The sequence below is a fragment of the Cupriavidus sp. USMAA2-4 genome (genome assembly GCF_001854305.1).
GTDB lineage: Bacteria > Pseudomonadota > Gammaproteobacteria > Burkholderiales > Burkholderiaceae > Cupriavidus > Cupriavidus malaysiensis.
Window position 1 is genome coordinate 2,023,746 of sequence record NZ_CP017749.1, and the last position, 15,736, is coordinate 2,039,481.

The window sequence follows — 15,736 nt, forward strand, 5'->3', positions numbered from 1 at the left end:
ATGGATTTGACATGACCACCACCTCGAACGTTAGCGGTACCGGATCTTCCACCACCAGCTCCTCCGTGAACCAGGCGCTGAGCAGCAGCTCGGCGAGCGCCTCGGACCTGCAGAGCCAGTTCCTGACGATGCTGGTGACCCAGATGAACAACCAGGATCCGCTCAACCCGATGGACAACTCGCAGCTGACCTCGCAACTGGCGCAGATCAGCACCGTGAGCAGCCTGCAGACCATGAACACCACGCTGAACCAGCTGCTGTCGCAGAACAGCGCGAGCCAGGCGATGAATTCGGCCAGCCTGATCGGCCGCTCGGTGGAAGTGCCCGGCTCACAGATCTCGGTCGCCGGCGGCACGCCCAGCAAGTTCGGCGTCGACCTGCCGACGGCGGCCGATACCGCCAGCGTCACCATCAAGGACTCCGGCGGCAACGTGGTGCGCACGCTGACGCTGAGCAACAAGGCAGCCGGCGTGCAGGACGTGAGCTGGGACGGCAAGGACAACAACGGCAATACCGTGGCCGACGGCAAATACACCTTCAGCGTGAGCGCGACCGCCAAGGGCAACAGCGTATCGCCGGTCGCCCTGAACTACGCCACGGTGCAGAGCATCACCGGCGACTCGAGCGGTGTGCTGGTCGGCCTGACCAACGGCCAGTCTGCCAACGTCAACGACATCCGCCGGATCAGCTGATCGGGCAACCATACCGCGCGCAGGCGGGTCATTCACGCAAGACAGCAAGTCAAGGGGAAAATCAATGGGTTTCGGTCAAGGGGTAAGCGGGATCAACGCAGCCGCCGCCAATCTGGACGTGATCGGCAACAACATCGCCAACGCGAACACGGTGGGCTACAAGCAGTCGACCGCGCAGTTCGCGGACGTCTATGCCGGCACCAACATCGGCCTGGGCACGAAGGTCAACACCGTGATCCAGTCCTTCACCCAGGGCAGCATCTCGTCGAGCAACAACTCGCTGGACGTGGCCATCACCAGCGGTAACGGCTTCTACCGCCTGGTCAACGCCGATGGCGGCGTCTACTACTCGCGCAACGGGCAGTTCCAGCGCCAGGCCGACGGCAGCCTGACCAATGCGCAGGGCCTGCAGCTCACCGGCTATCCGGCAGGGACGGCGGCCGGCGGTTCGGTCCAGCCGCAGCCGCTGGTGGTGTCGAACACCAATATGCCGCCGGTCGCCACGACCAAGCTGACGGCGCAGTTCCAGCTCAATTCGAGCAACACCGTGCCGGCCACCGCGTTCGCAAGCGCGCCCGGCGCGCTGCCGACGTCCGGCATGTACAACTACGCGACCAGCTTCACGGTCTATGACTCGCTCGGCAATGCGAAGCAGATGACCGCCTACTTCGCCAAGCAGGCGGCAGGCCCCGGCACCACCGCCGGCGGCTCGGACTGGAACCTCTACGTCACGGACCCGAGCGGCAACCTGACCGGCGGCAGCCCGATGGCCATGCAGTTCAACAGCGCCGGCGTGCTGACCTCGCCGACCGCTGCCACGGCGCCCAGCTTCACGATGCCGGCGGCCAACGGCGCCGCGGCGATGTCGGTCGCGGTCGACCTGACGGGCACCACCCAGTACGGTGTCACCAGCGGCACCAATTCGCTGTCGCAGAACGGCTACGCCTCGGGCAGCCTGCTGAGCTTCGCCGTGCAGGGCGATGGCACCATCGTCGGCAGCTATTCGAACCAGCAGACCCAGAACCTCGGCCAGATCGTGCTGGTCGGCTTTGCCGATCCGCAGGGCCTGAAGCCGTCGGGCGACAACGTGTGGCAGGCCACCGGCACCTCGGGCGCGCCGCTGGTCGGTACGGCGGGCGGTAGCCTTGGCACGCTGCAGGCCAACGCCGTGGAGGATTCCAACGTCGACCTGTCGGCCTCGCTGGTCAACCTGATTGTGGCCCAGCGCAACTACCAGGCCAACGCCCAGACCATCAAGGCGCAGGACCAGGTGATGCAGACCCTGGTGAACATGTAATGCCGGGCACGGCCAACGCGCGCTGCCGCTGCCGCTAGGGGACGACCATGGATCGCCTGATCTACACCGCGATGTCCGGCGCCAAGCAGACGCTGGAGCAGCAGGCCGCGGTATCCAACAACCTGGCCAACGTCTCCACGCCGGGCTTCCGCGCGCAGATCAATATGTTCCGCGCGGTGCCGGTAGTGGGCAATACCAACCCCACCCGCGCCTTCACCCTGGCCAGCACGCCGGGAGCCGACCTCAAGGCCGGCCCGCTGAACTACACCGGCCGCGTGCTGGACGTGGCGATCAAGGGCAACGGCTGGCTGGCGGTGCAGACCCCCGACGGCGGCGAGGCCTACACCCGTGCGGGCGCGCTGCAGGTGGGCGCGGACGGGCAGGTGCTGACCCCCAGCGGGTTGCCGGTGCTCGGCCAGGGCGGTCCGCTGACCGTGCCGCCGGGCTCCGAGCTGACCATCGCCAGCGACGGCACGATCACGGCGCGCGGCCCCGGCGAGACCGCCAACGGGCTCGCCAACGTCGGCAAGCTGCGCCTGGTCAGCCTCACCGGCGACCAGGTCGAGCGTGGCGACGATGGCCTGTTCCGGCTCAAGCAGGGCGTGCAGCCACCCGAACCCGATGCCGACATCCGCATCGTCTCCGGCGCCGTGGAAGGCAGCAACGTCAACCCGGTCGAGGCCATGGTCGACATGATCGCCAACGGACGCCGCTTCGAGATGCAGATGAAGATGATCCAGAACGCGGACAGCAATGACCAGCGCGCCAACGCATTGCTGTCGACCAACTGATCCAACGTAAACACCGAACCCGGCCGCGGCGCAGTGCCGCGGCCCCGCAAGGAAAACCATGATCCGCTCACTCTGGATTGCCAGAACCGGCCTCGATGCGCAGCAGACGCAGATGGACGTCATCTCGAACAACCTGGCCAACGTGTCGACCAACGGCTTCAAGCGCAGCCGTGCGGTGTTCGAGGAACTGATGTACCAGACCGTGCGCCAGCCCGGCGCGATGAGCTCGGAGCAGACCACGCTGCCGTCGGGCCTGCAGCTCGGCACCGGCGTGCGCCCGGCCGCCACCGAGCGCATCCACCTGCAGGGCAACCTGACCCAGACCGGCAATCCCACCGACGTGGCGATCAACGGCAAGGGCTTCTTCCAGGTCTCGATGCCGGACGGTACCACCGCGTACACGCGCGACGGCTCCTTCCAGGTCGACCAGAACGGCCAGCTCGTGACCTCCAACGGCTTCGTCGTGCAGCCCGCGATCACCATTCCGGCCAACGCCACCTCGCTGACGATCGGCCGCGACGGCACCGTCTCGGTGACCCAGCCCGGCTCGACCAACAATGTGCAGATCGGCCAGCTCCAGCTCGCCACCTTCATGAACCCCACCGGGCTGGAAAGCCTCGGCACCAATCTCTATGCGCAGACCGATGCCTCCGGCGCGCCGAACACCACGGTGCCCGGCCTGAACGGCTCCGGCGTGCTGCAGCAGAACTACGTTGAGTCGTCGAACGTCAACGTGGTGCAGGAACTGGTGGACATGATCCAGACGCAGCGCGCCTACGAAATCAACAGCAAGGCAGTGCAGACATCCGACCAGATGCTGCAGCGGCTGACCCAGCTCGGTAGCTGACGATGGCACTGGCGCAGCTCCGACTCGGCGTGCTTTCGCTGTGCTGCCTGGCGACAGGCTGCGCACTGGCGCCGCGCGAGCCCTTGGTGCAGCTGCCGACCACGGCCCGCGCCGAGATGCGGCCGCGCGGCGCACCCAACGGCTCCATCTTCCAGTCCTCGTATGCCGGCATGCCGCTGTTCGAGGATGCGCGCCCGCGCAACGTCGGCGACATCCTGACCATCATCGTCAGCGAGAACGTCAACGCGACCAAGAACTCCGGTGCCAACGCGAGCCGGGCCAGCAGCTCCACGCTCGCGTTCGATGCGGTGCCCCGCCTGTTCGGCGGCCTGTTCGGCACCAGCCAGAACGCCAATATGAGCGGCGCCAACTCGCTGAAGGCCAGCGGCGGCGCCAGCGCGGCCAACACCTTCAACGGCACCATCACCGTCACCGTGCTGGAGGTGCTGCCGAACGGCAACCTGCTGGTCTCCGGCGAAAAGCAGATGGAGATCAACCAGGGCACCGAATTCATCCGCTTCTCCGGCGTGGTCAATCCGCGCACCATCACCGCCGCCAACGCCGTGCCCTCCACCCAGGTGGCGGATGCGCGCATCGAGTACACCGCCAAGGGCTATATCGATGACGCGCAGAATATGGGCTGGCTGCAGCGCTTCTTCCTCAGCGTGGCACCTTTCTAATGTCCTATCCGATTCCATCGTCGCCTGCATCCGCCGTTCCGCTGTCATACCCGGCGCGCCTGGCGCGCAAGGTACTGGCCGGGCTTTCGCTGGGCCTGATGCTCGGCCTCGCGCTGTGCGGCAACTCGCACGCGGAGCGGCTGAAGAACCTGGTCTCGGTACAGGGCATGCGTGACAACCCGCTGGTCGGCTACGGCCTGGTGGTGGGTCTGGACAACACCGGCGACCAGACCATGCAGACGCCGTTCACCACGCAGACGCTGACCAATATGCTGTCGCAGCTCGGCATCACGCTGCCGGCCGGCAGCAATATGCAGCTCAAGAACGTGGCGGCGGTGATGGTCACGGCGACGCTGCCGCCGTTCGCGCAGTCAGGCAGCCAGATCGACGTGGTGGTGTCGTCGATGGGCAATGCCAAGAGCCTGCGCGGCGGCACGCTCCTGATGACGCCGCTCAAGGGGATCGACGGCCAGGTCTATGCCGTCGCCCAGGGCAACCTGCTGGTGGGCGGCGCGGGCGCTCAGGCCAACGGGAGCCGCGTGCAGGTCAACCAGCTCGCGGTCGGCCGCATCTCCAACGGCGCCATCGTCGAGCGCGCCGTGCCCGCCTTCCAGCCGGAGGGTGGCCTGATGAGCCTGGAACTGCGCGATTCCGACTTCGGCACCGCGCAGCGCGTGGCCGATGCCATCAACCGCAGCTTCGGCGGCGGCGTGGCCAGCGCGGTCGACGCCCGCGTGGTGCAGGTGCGGGCGCCCACCTCGCCGACCGCGCGGGTCAGCTTCCTCGCCCGCATCGAAGAACTCGACGTGACGCCGGAGAAGGCTGCGGCCAAGGTGATTCTGAATGCGCGCACCGGCTCCATCGTGATGAACCAGGCCGTGACCGTGCAGGACTGCGCGATCGCGCACGGCAATCTCTCCGTCGTCATCAACACCCAGCCGGTCATCAGCCAGCCGGCGCCGTTCAGCGGCGGCCAGACGGTGGTGGCGCCGGTCTCGCAGATCGACATGAAGCAGGCCGCCGGCTCGCTGCAGATCGTCAAGGCAGGCGCCTCGCTGGCGGCCGTGGTCAAGGGCTTGAACGCGCTTGGCGCGACGCCCGCCGACCTGCAGAGCATCTTGCAGGCGATGCGTGCGGCGGGCGCGCTGCGCGCCGAACTGGAGGTGATCTGACATGAACAATGCGGCGATGGCCCAGGCCGACGTGTCGCAGCGCTTCGCGCTCGACACGCAAGGCTTCGAGGCACTCAAGCAGTCGGCGCGCCAAGGGGCCAGCGCTGATACGCTGAAGTCGGCCGCGCGCCAGTTCGAGGCGGTGTTCACGCAGATGGTGCTCAAGAGCATGCGCGACGCCACGCCGCAGGACGGCGTCTTCGACAACGAGCAGACCAAGCTCTACATGTCGATGTTCGACCAGCAGCTTTCCCAGCAGTTGTCGACGCGCGGCATCGGCCTGGCGGACGTGATGGTACGCCAGCTGGCGCGCGCAGCCGGCTCGGCGCTGGCGCCGGACGCGGCCGCCCTGGCAGCCGCCGGCATGCAGGGCGGGCAGGGCGCGCAGGCCGCCCAGGAAGCGGCGCTGCGCAAGGCCCTGCAGGCGATGCAGGGTGCGCAGGGCAGCCAGTCCGGCCAGCCGGACGATGGCGCGGCACAACCCTGGGACGCGGATGCCCCGCCCAAGGTGGGCACGGTCGTCCCCGGCGCGGTCTGGAATCCTACTGCCGGCGTGCGCCAGTACCAGGCGCAGGAGGCCTATACCTGGCAGGGCGGCAGCGGCACCGCGAGCTACGGCAGCGACGACGCACCGGCCCATGTGAGCGCCTTCCTGCAGCGCATGAGCGCGCCGGCGCAGGCCGCCGAGCGCACCAGCGGCGTGCCGGCGCAACTGATCCTCGGCCAGGCCGCGCTGGAGTCCGGCTGGGGGCGGCGCGAGATCTCCCACCCGGATGGCAGCACCACCTACAACGTGTTCGGCATCAAGGCCGGCGCGAACTGGCGCGGCCAGGTGGCCGAGATCACCACCACCGAGTACGTCGACGGCCAGCCGCAGAAGGTCAAGGCGCGCTTCCGCGCCTACGGCTCCTACGAAGAGGCCTTCGCCGACTACGCCCGCCTGCTCACCAGCAACCCGCGCTACGCCGGGGTGGTGGGCGCCAACTCCCCCGAGGAGGCCGCGCGCGGCCTGCAGCGGGCCGGCTACGCCACCGATCCGTTCTACGGCGAGAAGCTGGTGCGGATCATGAAGCGCGTCACCGCCTGAGGCGCCTTCCTCCACGCCTTCCCGCACGCCTTCCGTCTCGCAGTCCTGTGCGCCGTCCCGCGCGCCGCCACGGGCGAAGCGGCCGTGGCGGCCGGCAAACCGGTCCCGGCCCCGGGTCGGAAAGCCGCCCTAAAGTCCGCGTCCGAAGCTGCCGATATCACTAGCATTCTTCGAATGCACCTTCGTCCCACCGGCCGCGAGCCGGGGTAAGCCAAGCGATCCAGGGTTAGAGCATGTCTCTCTTCAATATCGGTCTTTCCGGCCTGAACACGGCACAGAACGCGCTGACCACCGTCAGCCACAACCTGAGCAACTCGACCACGCCCGGATACTCCAGGCAGAACGCTATCATCGCCTCGGCGGGCGCGCTCTACCAGGGCTCGGGCTACTACGGGCAAGGTGTCCAGACCACCTCGGTGACGCGTTCGTACAGCGCCTTCCTGACGACCCAGCTCAACAATGCGCAGTCGCTCAGTTCGCAGCTGTCCACCTACCAGACCCAGATCAGCCAGATCGACAACCTGCTGTCGAACAGCACCAGCTCGCTGTCGAAGGTGATGCAGTCGTTCTTCTCGGCCGTGCAAGGCGTGGCGAACACGCCCGCCGATCCGTCCGCACGCCAGAACATGATCTCGTCCGCGCAGACGCTGGCCGGGCAGATGCGTTCGACCTCGGACTTCTTCACCCAGCTGCAGTCCGGCGTCAATACCCAGCTGAAGTCGTCGGTCACCCAGGTCAACGACTACACCAAGCAGATCGCCACGCTGAACACCCAGATCGCCGCCGCCACCGCTTCCGGCAACGGCCAGCCGCCCAATGACCTGCTCGACCAGCGCGACCAGGCCGTGTCCAGCCTGTCGCAACTGATCGGCGTCAAGGTGGTGGTGCAGGACGGCACCTCCTACAACGTATCGCTGAGCGATGGCGAGCCGCTGGTACTGGGCGGTACTTCCTACAGCATGCAGGCAGTCACCTCGTCGGCCGACCCTTCGCGCACGGTGGTGGCCATCAGCAGGCCTGGCGGTGGCGCGATGCAGCTCGACGACAGCACGGTGTCGGGCGGCTCGATCGGCGGCCTGCTGCAGTTCCGCAGCCAGACGCTGGACCCGGCCCAGAATGCCATCGGCCAACTGTCGGTCGTGCTCGGGCAGACAGTCAATGCCCAGCAGGCCCTGGGCATCGGCCTGACCGGGCAGCAGGGTACCAACCTGTTCCAGGTCGGCACGCCGACCGTGCTGACGAACGCCAACAACACCGGCAACGCGCAGCTCAACGCCAGCGTGACCAACAGCAGCGCGCTCACCAACAGCGACTATACGCTGAGCTTCGACGGCACCAACTACACGCTGGTACGCGCCTCCGACAAGCAGACCATGGCCACGGTTGCCGCGGCAGGCGCGACCTACCCGCTGTCGATCTCGGCCGATGGCGTGACCATGCAGCTCACGGCCGGCATGGTCAGCGGCGACTCGTTCCAGGTGCAGCCGACCCGCAATGCCGCGGCGTCGTTCAACCTGATCATGACGGATCCGGCCGGCATCGCCGCCGCCGCGCCGTCGCGCGTGGACGCAACCTCCACCAACACCGGCTCCGGCACCGCTTCGCTGAGCAGCGTCGCGCCCGGCTACACCATGCTGGCGGGGCCCCTGACGGCTACCTACAACGGCGCCGGCTACACCTTCACCGATGCCACCGGCGCGGCGGTGACGCCGACCAGTTCGAGCACCAGCGGCTCGACCACCTCGTACGTCATCAACGGGCAGACCTTCAGCTTCGGCGGAACGCCGAAGACGGGCGACACCTTCAAGCTGTCGTCCAATGTCGGAGGCGTGTCGAACAACAGCAATATGCTGCAGATGGCAGCATTGCAGAACGCCAAGACCATCGGCGGCATCTCCAGCTACAACGATGCCTACGCGCAGCTGGTCAACTCGGTCGGCAGCCAGGCGAACTCGCTCAACGTGGCGGCCACCTCGCAGCAGAGCATCACCACCCAGATCCAGACGCAGCAACAGTCCGTGTCGGGCGTCAACGTCGACGAGGAAACGGTCTCGCTGATGCAGTACCAGCAGCTCTACCAGGCGAATGCCCAGGTGATCCAGGCGGCGAACACGATGTTCCAGACCCTCCTCGGCATCGCCAACTAAGGCCAAGGCCCGCAACCGTTCACCCCGCAGCGAAGGAATACTCATGCGCGTCGCTACCTCAATGCTCTACCAGCAAGGGCTGGCTTCGATCCAGGGCCAGCAAAGCTCTCTGATGCAGGTCCAGCAGCAGCTCGGCACCGGCAAGCGGATCGTGACCCCGTCCGACGACCCCGTGGGCGCCACGCGGGCGCTCGGCGTGTCGCAGTCCATCGCCGTCAACGACCAGTACACGGCCACGCGGACGCAGGCCACCAATATGCTCGGGCTGGAGTCGAATGCCCTGCAGAGCGTCGTCACCACCGTGCAGAACATCCAGGGCCTGCTGGTGCAGGCCGGCAACGGTACCCTGAACGACTCCGACCGCGCCTCGCTCGCCACCTCGCTGCAGGCGCAGTACAACCAGCTGCTCGGGCTGGCCAACAGCGACAACGGCAACGGGCAATACCTGTTCGCCGGTTACCAGTCGGGCTCGGCGCCGTTTACCCAAGGCGCCGGCGGCGGCATCCAGTACAACGGCGACACCGGCCAGCAACTGCTGCAGGTCGACGTCTCGCGGCAGATGGCGGCAGGCGACAGCGGCAGCAGCCTCTTCATGAGCGTGCAGCCCTCGGCCGGCTACGTGGTGCAGGCCGGTGCCACCAACACCGGCACCGGTGTCTTCAGCGCGCTTGCGGTGACCAATCCGAGCGACCCGCTGTACGGCCACTCGATGCTGATCAACTTCCAGAACAACGCGACCACCGGCGCCCTGGAGTACACGGTCACCGACGAGACCGTTCAACCGCCGGCCGCGGTCGGCTCTCCCGTCGGGTACACCCCCGGCAGCGCGATCCAGGTGGGTGGCGTGTCATTTACCCTGTCCGGCACGCCGGCAGCGGGCGACACCTTGACGCTGGCGCCCGCGCAGCAGTCCGGCACCAATGTCTTCAGCTCGCTGTCGCAGATCATCCAGGCGCTGAAGACGCCGGTCGGCTCGGCCGCAGACCAGGCCAACCTGAGCAACGCGCTCTCCACCGGCAGCACCAAGATCACCAATGCGCTCGACAACGTGCTGACGGTGCAGACCTCGGTCGGCTCGCGCATCCAGGAACTGACGACGCTCAACGACGTCGGTACCAACCGCAACCTCAACTACACCACCACGCTGTCGAGCCTGGAAGATCTCGACTACGCGTCGGCGATCTCGCAGTACTACCAGTACCAGACCGCCCTCCAGGCCGCACAGCAATCGTTCGTCAAGATCCAGGGGATGAACTTGTTCAAGTATGTGCAGGGGTAAGTCTGGGATCCAGCCTGAACGCTGGCAATGAAAAGAACATGACTGCAAACAGCACAGAAAAGTAGCTGTCGTGCACATATCAATCTGGCTGCACCCCTTGTCCTGCAAGGCGTGCAGCTATTTTTTTTCGAAGGTGAGGGGACAGGTCTCCGGATGTCGCCGGCTGTTTTGAGCTCAGAAGGGTGGTTTGTGGGAGCTAACTTTCCGCGAGGCAACTTGGCGATGTCATTGAGCTGCGTCTGTGTGACTGTCGATAGGTCGATGCCCTTGGGCAGAAACTGCGGGCCTGGTAGTACTGGACCACCACAAAGCTAACCACAGGGTTTCTTTAGACGAAACAACGCGGAGCCTGGAAATCGATGGTGCCGCGGATAATCTCGCGCATTGCCAGAATCAACGGCCGGGTGTCATCGCGGCGCCACTGCACGGCATAGTGAAGTGGCTCCAGTGCTTCGTTATCGGGGAGAATCCGCAGCGCGCCGCGCTCAACCAGCGCGTCCGCCCACAGCTGCGGAACGAAGCCGAAACCGAGTCCTTCGACCAGCATGCCGACGACCGCGCCCCAGCTGTTGCACATCAGGCGCCGGCCGACCATGAGGCCATGGCGAGCCAGCCATTGGTCGAGCACCCGTGTCCCTCCGGCTCCAACCGGAAGCGTCAGCAAAGTCTGCTCTCCCATGAGTACGCGCGGATTGTCAGTGCCGGCCAACTCCACAAACGACTGGCTGGCGACCCAGGCGAAATCCACCTGACCAATCCGTTCGGCAGCGAGGCTGCTCCTGGTGGATGGCCCGGCCAGGACCCCGATATCCAGCTCCCCGTCATGGAGCCGCTGCTCCAGAACCTGCCCGATATCGACATGGGGCTCCAGCAGCAGGCCCGGGTGGCGTGATGCCACCTCACGCACGAGCTTGGGCAACCAGGTAAGCCCGCTCAACTCACCCAGGCCGATATGGCATCGCCCCATCAAGCCGTGGCGCTGCCCGGCAGATTGCTGCAACTCTGCGGCGGCGTGCAGCATCGAGCGAATCTGCGGCAGCATCCGCTCCCCTTGCGCGGTGAGTTTGGCGCTTCGCCCGCTGCGGTCGAACAAGTCCACGCCCAACGAGGCCTCCAATTCGGCAATCCGCTTCGAGAGGGAGGAAACCGACAGGTGGACCCGCTCGGCCGCGACCGTGAAGTTGACGCAGGTTGCCGCCCAGTAGAAGGCCTCGAGTTGCTTGAGAGTCATGGCGCGTTGTGGACTGAGAGCCGATATTTTCCGAAAAGAGAAATTATATCTTCGTTATTTTTCGCTTTTTTCGTTGCCTTTGCGTTGCTAGATTTGCCCTCAATCCATCGCAATCGCTCCCATGTCAGCTCCTTCCTTCGACAACGCCCCGCACACGTCCGCCTCCGCGGCCGGTAGGGGGGAGATGCGTAGTGCCTCCTCATGCGCTGATCGTGGGCGAGAGGCTGCATGGCTCAAGCGGCACGTCTTGTCACTGAAGGACTTCGAGCCTTTGGCTCGAAAGCGCTTGCCCAAGCCGCTGTATGCCTACGTGAGCGGCGCGGTCGAAGACAACCTATCCCTAGGCCAGAACCGGCGGTCCTTCGAGGAAATCGCACTGCGACCACGCGTGTTGGTGGGCGTTTCTAGTCGTGACCTGAGCTTCAGCCTATTTGGCCATCGATACACCGCCCCCTTCGGTCTCGCCCCGATGGGCATCTCCGCGCTGTTCGCGTATCGCGGCGATGTCGTCATGGCACAGGCAGCTTGCCAGGCGTCCGTACCTGCAATCATGAGCGGCTCATCGCTGATTCGGCTTGAGGAGGTGATGGCAGCGGCGCCGGGTACCTGGTTTCAGGCATACCTGCCCGGTGACATGCATCATATCGAAGGCCTGTTGGCGCGAGTGGAAGCTGCCCGGGTCGAGACGCTGGTCATCACGGTCGACACACCCGTGGCAGGCAACCGCGAAAACAATGTGCGAGCGGGCTTTTCCACGCCGCTGCGGCCGAACGCGGCGCTTGCCTGGCAAGGCATCTCGCACCCCCGTTGGCTGCTTGGCACGTTCGCGCGGACCTTGTTGTGCCACGGCGTGCCGCACTTCGAGAACGCCTACGCCCGTCGTGGCGCCCCTATCGTATCGCGCAGCGTCGAGCGCGATTTTTCGGACCGTGCCCATTTCACGTGGGACCACCTGGCGACTATCCGCCGCCGCTGGAGAGGGCAGCTTGTCGTCAAGGGCATCCTGACTGCCGAAGACGCGCGCCTGGCTCAGCAGCACGGTGTGGACGGAATCATCGTGTCGAACCACGGCGGCAGGCAGCTTGATGGTGCCATTGCGCCAATGCATGCCTTGCCCGAGGTCGTCGAAGCCGTGCCGCAACTGCCGGTGATGCTCGACAGTGGTGTGCGGCGTGGCACCGATGTCATCAAGGCGCTGGCCCTAGGGGCCCGATGCGTTTTCATCGGACGGCCGTTCGCTTATGCGGCAGCGGTCGCCTCCAGCCACGGCGTCACACATGGAATCGGCCTGATGCAAGCCGAACTCTCGCGCGACCTGGCCCTGCTGGGCGTGACGCGTGTTGCTGACGTGGGTGCCCATTGCATTCAACGGCCTGCTGTGAATTAAGTCACCACCGCTAAATCATGCCAATCGGCCATACACCGCCACAACAGGAGACAGAACAATGACTTCGCCGCACGGCTTCCGCATCCATCCGCGCCCCGCTCACACGGTCAGTGCCTTGCTGATGGAACGGTACCGCAACTTCCCGGTCGCCAATATCAGCGATGCGATGAGCCGCACAACCGGGACCAGTGGACTGCGTCCGTTTCACCGCCGCAATGGCAATCTGGTCGGGCGAGCGCTAACCGTTCGCACGCGTCCGGGCGACAACCTCATGGTCCACAAGGCAATCGACCTCTCCGGCCCCGGCGACGTCATCGTGGTGGACGCAGGCGGCGCGGGGCCTAACGCAATCATTGGCGAGATCATGCTTGCGCTCGCTATCGCGCGCGGGGCGGCGGGCTTTGTCATCGATGGCCTGATTCGCGACAGTGACACGATTGGCCAGGAGCCTCTGCCGGTTTATGCGCGAGGTGTCTCGCACCGTGGCCCCTATAAGGACGGCCCTGGCGAACTACACATACCGGTCTGCATCGACGGCATGGTTGTCCGGCCGGGCGACCTGATTGTCGGAGATGGAGACGGCCTGCTGGTCGTTCCCGCCGAAGAGGCCGAAGACATCGCGGTATGCGTGGAGCAGATACAGCGGAACGAGGCCGGCATTCTCCAATCGATTGCCCAAGGCCGCGCCGACCGCACCTGGGTGGACCGCTCATTGGCTGACAAGGGGGTACTGTGAGTCAGTCGGGCACCGAACTCGGGGGCCAGCGTCAAGTCGTGCGCTTCGACTACTGGCTCGACCCTGCTTTCAATCGCATTGTGAGCGAGAGGCCAGGCGTTCGCTTACATACGTGTCAACGCGAAGGGGCTGACGACGAGGCCTGGGCACGCCTCTCCCAGGCGCACGTGTACCAGATCACGGCCGCCAAGGATGAATTGCCCCGTCGCTGGTTTGTTACCGCGGAATTGCTTGCGCGCTGTCCCAATCTCGTCGCCGTGTCATCTAGCGGGTCCGGCTGCGACACGATTGATATCGATGCCTGCACAGCAGCGGGCGTTGTCGTCATGAACCAGGCCGGCGGAAACGCCGATTCTGTCGCCGAGATGGCAGTGGGATTGATGTTGTCGGTGATGCGACGCATTCCTGAATCCGACCGGCACATGAAAGCGCATAGCACAGGCAGCCGCGAAGACTTGATGGGCCACGAACTCCGTGGGCGGACGTTGGGTCTGGTAGGCGTTGGCCATGCGGGAAGCCGTACGGCAGCACTTGGTCGTGCTTTTGGCATGCGCGTGATTGGATTCGACCCCTTTCTCGATGGTTCGGAGATGCGTGAGCGAGGAGCGGAGCCAGTCTCGTTCAACCAGTTGCTGCGCTCGGCTGACATCGTGTCATTGCACTGCCCGCGCGACGCCAGCACCTTGGGAATCATGAATGCTGAGGCCTTCGCAGCCATGCGTCCCGGAAGCATTTTCATCAGTACGGCTCGCGGAGGCATTCACGATGAGATGGCGCTGTACCGAGCGTTGTCCAGCGGCCACCTTGCTGGAGCTGGTCTGGACGTATGGGACGAGGAACCTCCCCCTCCCGGTCATCCTCTCCTCTCCCTTGGGAACGTCGTGGCCACATTTCACACCGCAGGCGTTACGCATGATGCCCGACGCAGGAACGCCACACTGGCCGCTACCCAGATTGTGGAGTTGCTGGCAACCGGTGAGAGGCCGGAGCGCCTGGTGAATCCGGAAGTCTGGCCCAGGGCGAAGCAACGAATGGAGACGGCCTCGCTGATTGCCGCGAGCTGACCCAGTAGTCATCACAACAATATGCTGGTGCCACGAGGGCCGGCGAGGAGACAACATCATGCGTTTCACTTTCGACGCCGCTCGTCGGCGTCTTTCCGTTCGCCTTGCGGCGTGCTCGTTCGCTGTTGTGGTTGGCGCTCTCGCATCCGTCGCGGCGCAAGCGGAAACCGCGGCCTGGCCAAATCGCCCAATCGAAATGATTGTCGCGTACGCTCCAGGGGGCGGAACGGACCTGGTTGCTCGCCTGCTCTCGCGATATCTCGAGAAGGAGCTTGGCACGACTATTGTCGTGCAGAACAAGCCGGGAGCGGGCGGTGCCATCGGCTTTGCCGAATTGGCGCGCGCCGTACCGGACGGCTACACGATTGGCTTCATCAACACGCCGAACCTGCTGACGATTCCGATTGAGCGCAAGACGCCGTTCACCTGGAAAAGCTATGACCTCATTGGCAACCTGGTGGACGACCCGGGCGCCTTCACTGTCAATCAGTCGAGCCACATCGATTCGCTTGCCACGCTGGTGAAATACGCCAAGACGAACCCGGGTGCGGTCACCGTGGGCACCACGGGTGTCGGCTCCGACGACCACCTCGCCATGCTGTTGTTCGAGAAGGCTGCTGGCGTGAAGATGACGCACGTGGGCTATAAGGGTGCGGGCGAAGTCCGCGGCGCGCTGGCTGGCCAGCAGATTACGATTGGCGCCATCAATGTCGGGGAGGCGCTGGCTTACCAGAAAGGGGGCACGCCCCTCAGGTTCCTCGGGCAGATGGGGGCAGCACGCGCCGTTCTTGCTCCTAACGTATCCACGTTCCGTGAACAGGGCTACAACATCGAGCTGGCATCATTGCGAGGGCTCGCTGCGCCAAAGGGACTGGCCGAGCCCGTGAAGAAGAAGCTTGTCGACGCCATGGCGAAGGTCGCATCCGACCCGCAATTCAAGCAACAAGCAGAGGCCATGTTTGCGCCGCTTCGCTATCTGGCACCCGCGGCCTATGCCACCGAACTCGAACGCAGTGAGGCAAGCTTCCGTCAACTGTGGAAGGAGATGCCATGGCAGGAGAAGTGAAGCGGCTCCTCCGGCTGAACGCTGCGCTGAACCAGGCCTTGAGAGACCCGGAGCTGCAAAAGCAGTTCGCGGAGCAAGGTTCACTGCCCGTCAAGCCGATGGGGGTGGATGAGTTCTGGAGCTTCGTCAAGAAACAGATGCCCCTGGCGGCAGAGCAGGTGCGCATCTCCGGGGCAAAGGCGGGCTAGGGAGGAGGCCGGCAGTGAGAGGGGGGGGCTGCTTTCGAACTGATGAACAGGCTGAACCCTCTCGCCTTGGGA

At 65.2% G+C, this 15,736-nt stretch carries 15 protein-coding genes; 14 read left to right on the forward strand and 1 reads right to left on the reverse strand.

What is annotated here, in order from left to right; translation table 11 throughout:
- Positions 1–11 precede the first annotated feature (11 nt).
- From BKK79_RS28975 to flgL, 9 genes are all read left to right on the forward strand, one after another.
- Entirely contained in the window at positions 12–692 is a 681-nt protein-coding gene (locus tag BKK79_RS28975; RefSeq protein ID WP_071021697.1) for a flagellar hook assembly protein FlgD, read from the forward strand.
- 64 nt (positions 693–756) lie between these two features.
- Positions 757–1,989: a flagellar hook protein FlgE gene (gene flgE / locus BKK79_RS28980; RefSeq protein WP_071021694.1), complete on the forward strand. Its 1,233-nt coding sequence runs from the start codon at positions 757–759 to the stop codon at positions 1,987–1,989.
- A 47-nt stretch (positions 1,990–2,036) separates the two neighbouring features.
- Positions 2,037–2,780, forward strand: coding sequence for a flagellar basal-body rod protein FlgF (flgF, locus tag BKK79_RS28985; protein ID WP_071021693.1), 744 nt, complete (start codon positions 2,037–2,039; stop codon positions 2,778–2,780).
- Between the two features lie 58 nt (positions 2,781–2,838).
- Positions 2,839–3,627 (forward strand): flagellar basal-body rod protein FlgG, encoded by a 789-nt coding sequence (gene flgG / locus BKK79_RS28990; RefSeq protein WP_071021690.1) that lies wholly within the window; start codon positions 2,839–2,841, stop codon positions 3,625–3,627.
- 2 nt (positions 3,628–3,629) lie between these two features.
- On the forward strand, positions 3,630–4,307 hold the full coding sequence (locus BKK79_RS28995; RefSeq protein ID WP_071021688.1) for a flagellar basal body L-ring protein FlgH: 678 nt from the start codon (positions 3,630–3,632) through the stop codon (positions 4,305–4,307).
- Between the two features lie 98 nt (positions 4,308–4,405).
- The gene (locus BKK79_RS29000; RefSeq protein WP_197524085.1) at positions 4,406–5,479 is read left to right on the forward strand and encodes a flagellar basal body P-ring protein FlgI; all 1,074 of its coding nucleotides are present in this window, start codon (positions 4,406–4,408) and stop codon (positions 5,477–5,479) included.
- 1 nt (position 5,480) lies between these two features.
- On the forward strand, positions 5,481–6,566 hold the full coding sequence (gene flgJ, locus BKK79_RS29005; RefSeq protein ID WP_071021683.1) for a flagellar assembly peptidoglycan hydrolase FlgJ: 1,086 nt from the start codon (positions 5,481–5,483) through the stop codon (positions 6,564–6,566).
- A gap of 233 nt (positions 6,567–6,799) precedes the next feature.
- Positions 6,800–8,713, forward strand: coding sequence for a flagellar hook-associated protein FlgK (flgK, locus tag BKK79_RS29010; protein WP_071021677.1), 1,914 nt, complete (start codon positions 6,800–6,802; stop codon positions 8,711–8,713).
- A 43-nt stretch (positions 8,714–8,756) separates the two neighbouring features.
- Positions 8,757–9,992 (forward strand): flagellar hook-associated protein FlgL, encoded by a 1,236-nt coding sequence (gene flgL / locus BKK79_RS29015; protein WP_071021674.1) that lies wholly within the window; start codon positions 8,757–8,759, stop codon positions 9,990–9,992.
- A 328-nt stretch (positions 9,993–10,320) separates the two neighbouring features.
- Here flgL and BKK79_RS29020 read toward each other — a convergent pair whose 3' ends face one another.
- Complete coding sequence (locus tag BKK79_RS29020; RefSeq protein WP_071021672.1) at positions 10,321–11,223, reverse strand: LysR family transcriptional regulator; 903 nt, start codon at positions 11,221–11,223, stop codon at positions 10,321–10,323.
- Positions 11,224–11,407: 184 nt separating this feature from the next.
- On the opposite strand from BKK79_RS29020, the gene BKK79_RS29025 reads away from it, so the two are divergent.
- From BKK79_RS29025 to BKK79_RS29045, 5 genes are read left to right on the forward strand one after another with little or no spacing between them, the layout of a single operon-like run.
- The gene (locus tag BKK79_RS29025) at positions 11,408–12,610 is read left to right on the forward strand and encodes an alpha-hydroxy acid oxidase (protein WP_071040426.1); all 1,203 of its coding nucleotides are present in this window, start codon (positions 11,408–11,410) and stop codon (positions 12,608–12,610) included.
- Positions 12,611–12,668: 58 nt separating this feature from the next.
- Positions 12,669–13,346, forward strand: a complete 678-nt coding sequence (locus BKK79_RS29030; RefSeq protein ID WP_071039534.1) for an RraA family protein — start codon at positions 12,669–12,671, stop codon at positions 13,344–13,346.
- Between the two features lie 38 nt (positions 13,347–13,384).
- Positions 13,385–14,410: a hydroxyacid dehydrogenase gene (locus BKK79_RS29035; RefSeq protein WP_232346344.1), complete on the forward strand. Its 1,026-nt coding sequence runs from the start codon at positions 13,385–13,387 to the stop codon at positions 14,408–14,410.
- Positions 14,411–14,468: 58 nt separating this feature from the next.
- Entirely contained in the window at positions 14,469–15,476 is a 1,008-nt protein-coding gene (locus BKK79_RS29040; RefSeq protein ID WP_071039536.1) for a tripartite tricarboxylate transporter substrate binding protein, read from the forward strand.
- Positions 15,461–15,664, forward strand: coding sequence for a hypothetical protein (locus BKK79_RS29045; RefSeq protein WP_071021664.1), 204 nt, complete (start codon positions 15,461–15,463; stop codon positions 15,662–15,664). The genes BKK79_RS29040 and BKK79_RS29045 overlap by 16 nt, the downstream gene beginning before the upstream one ends.
- Positions 15,665–15,736: the final 72 nt, after the last annotated feature.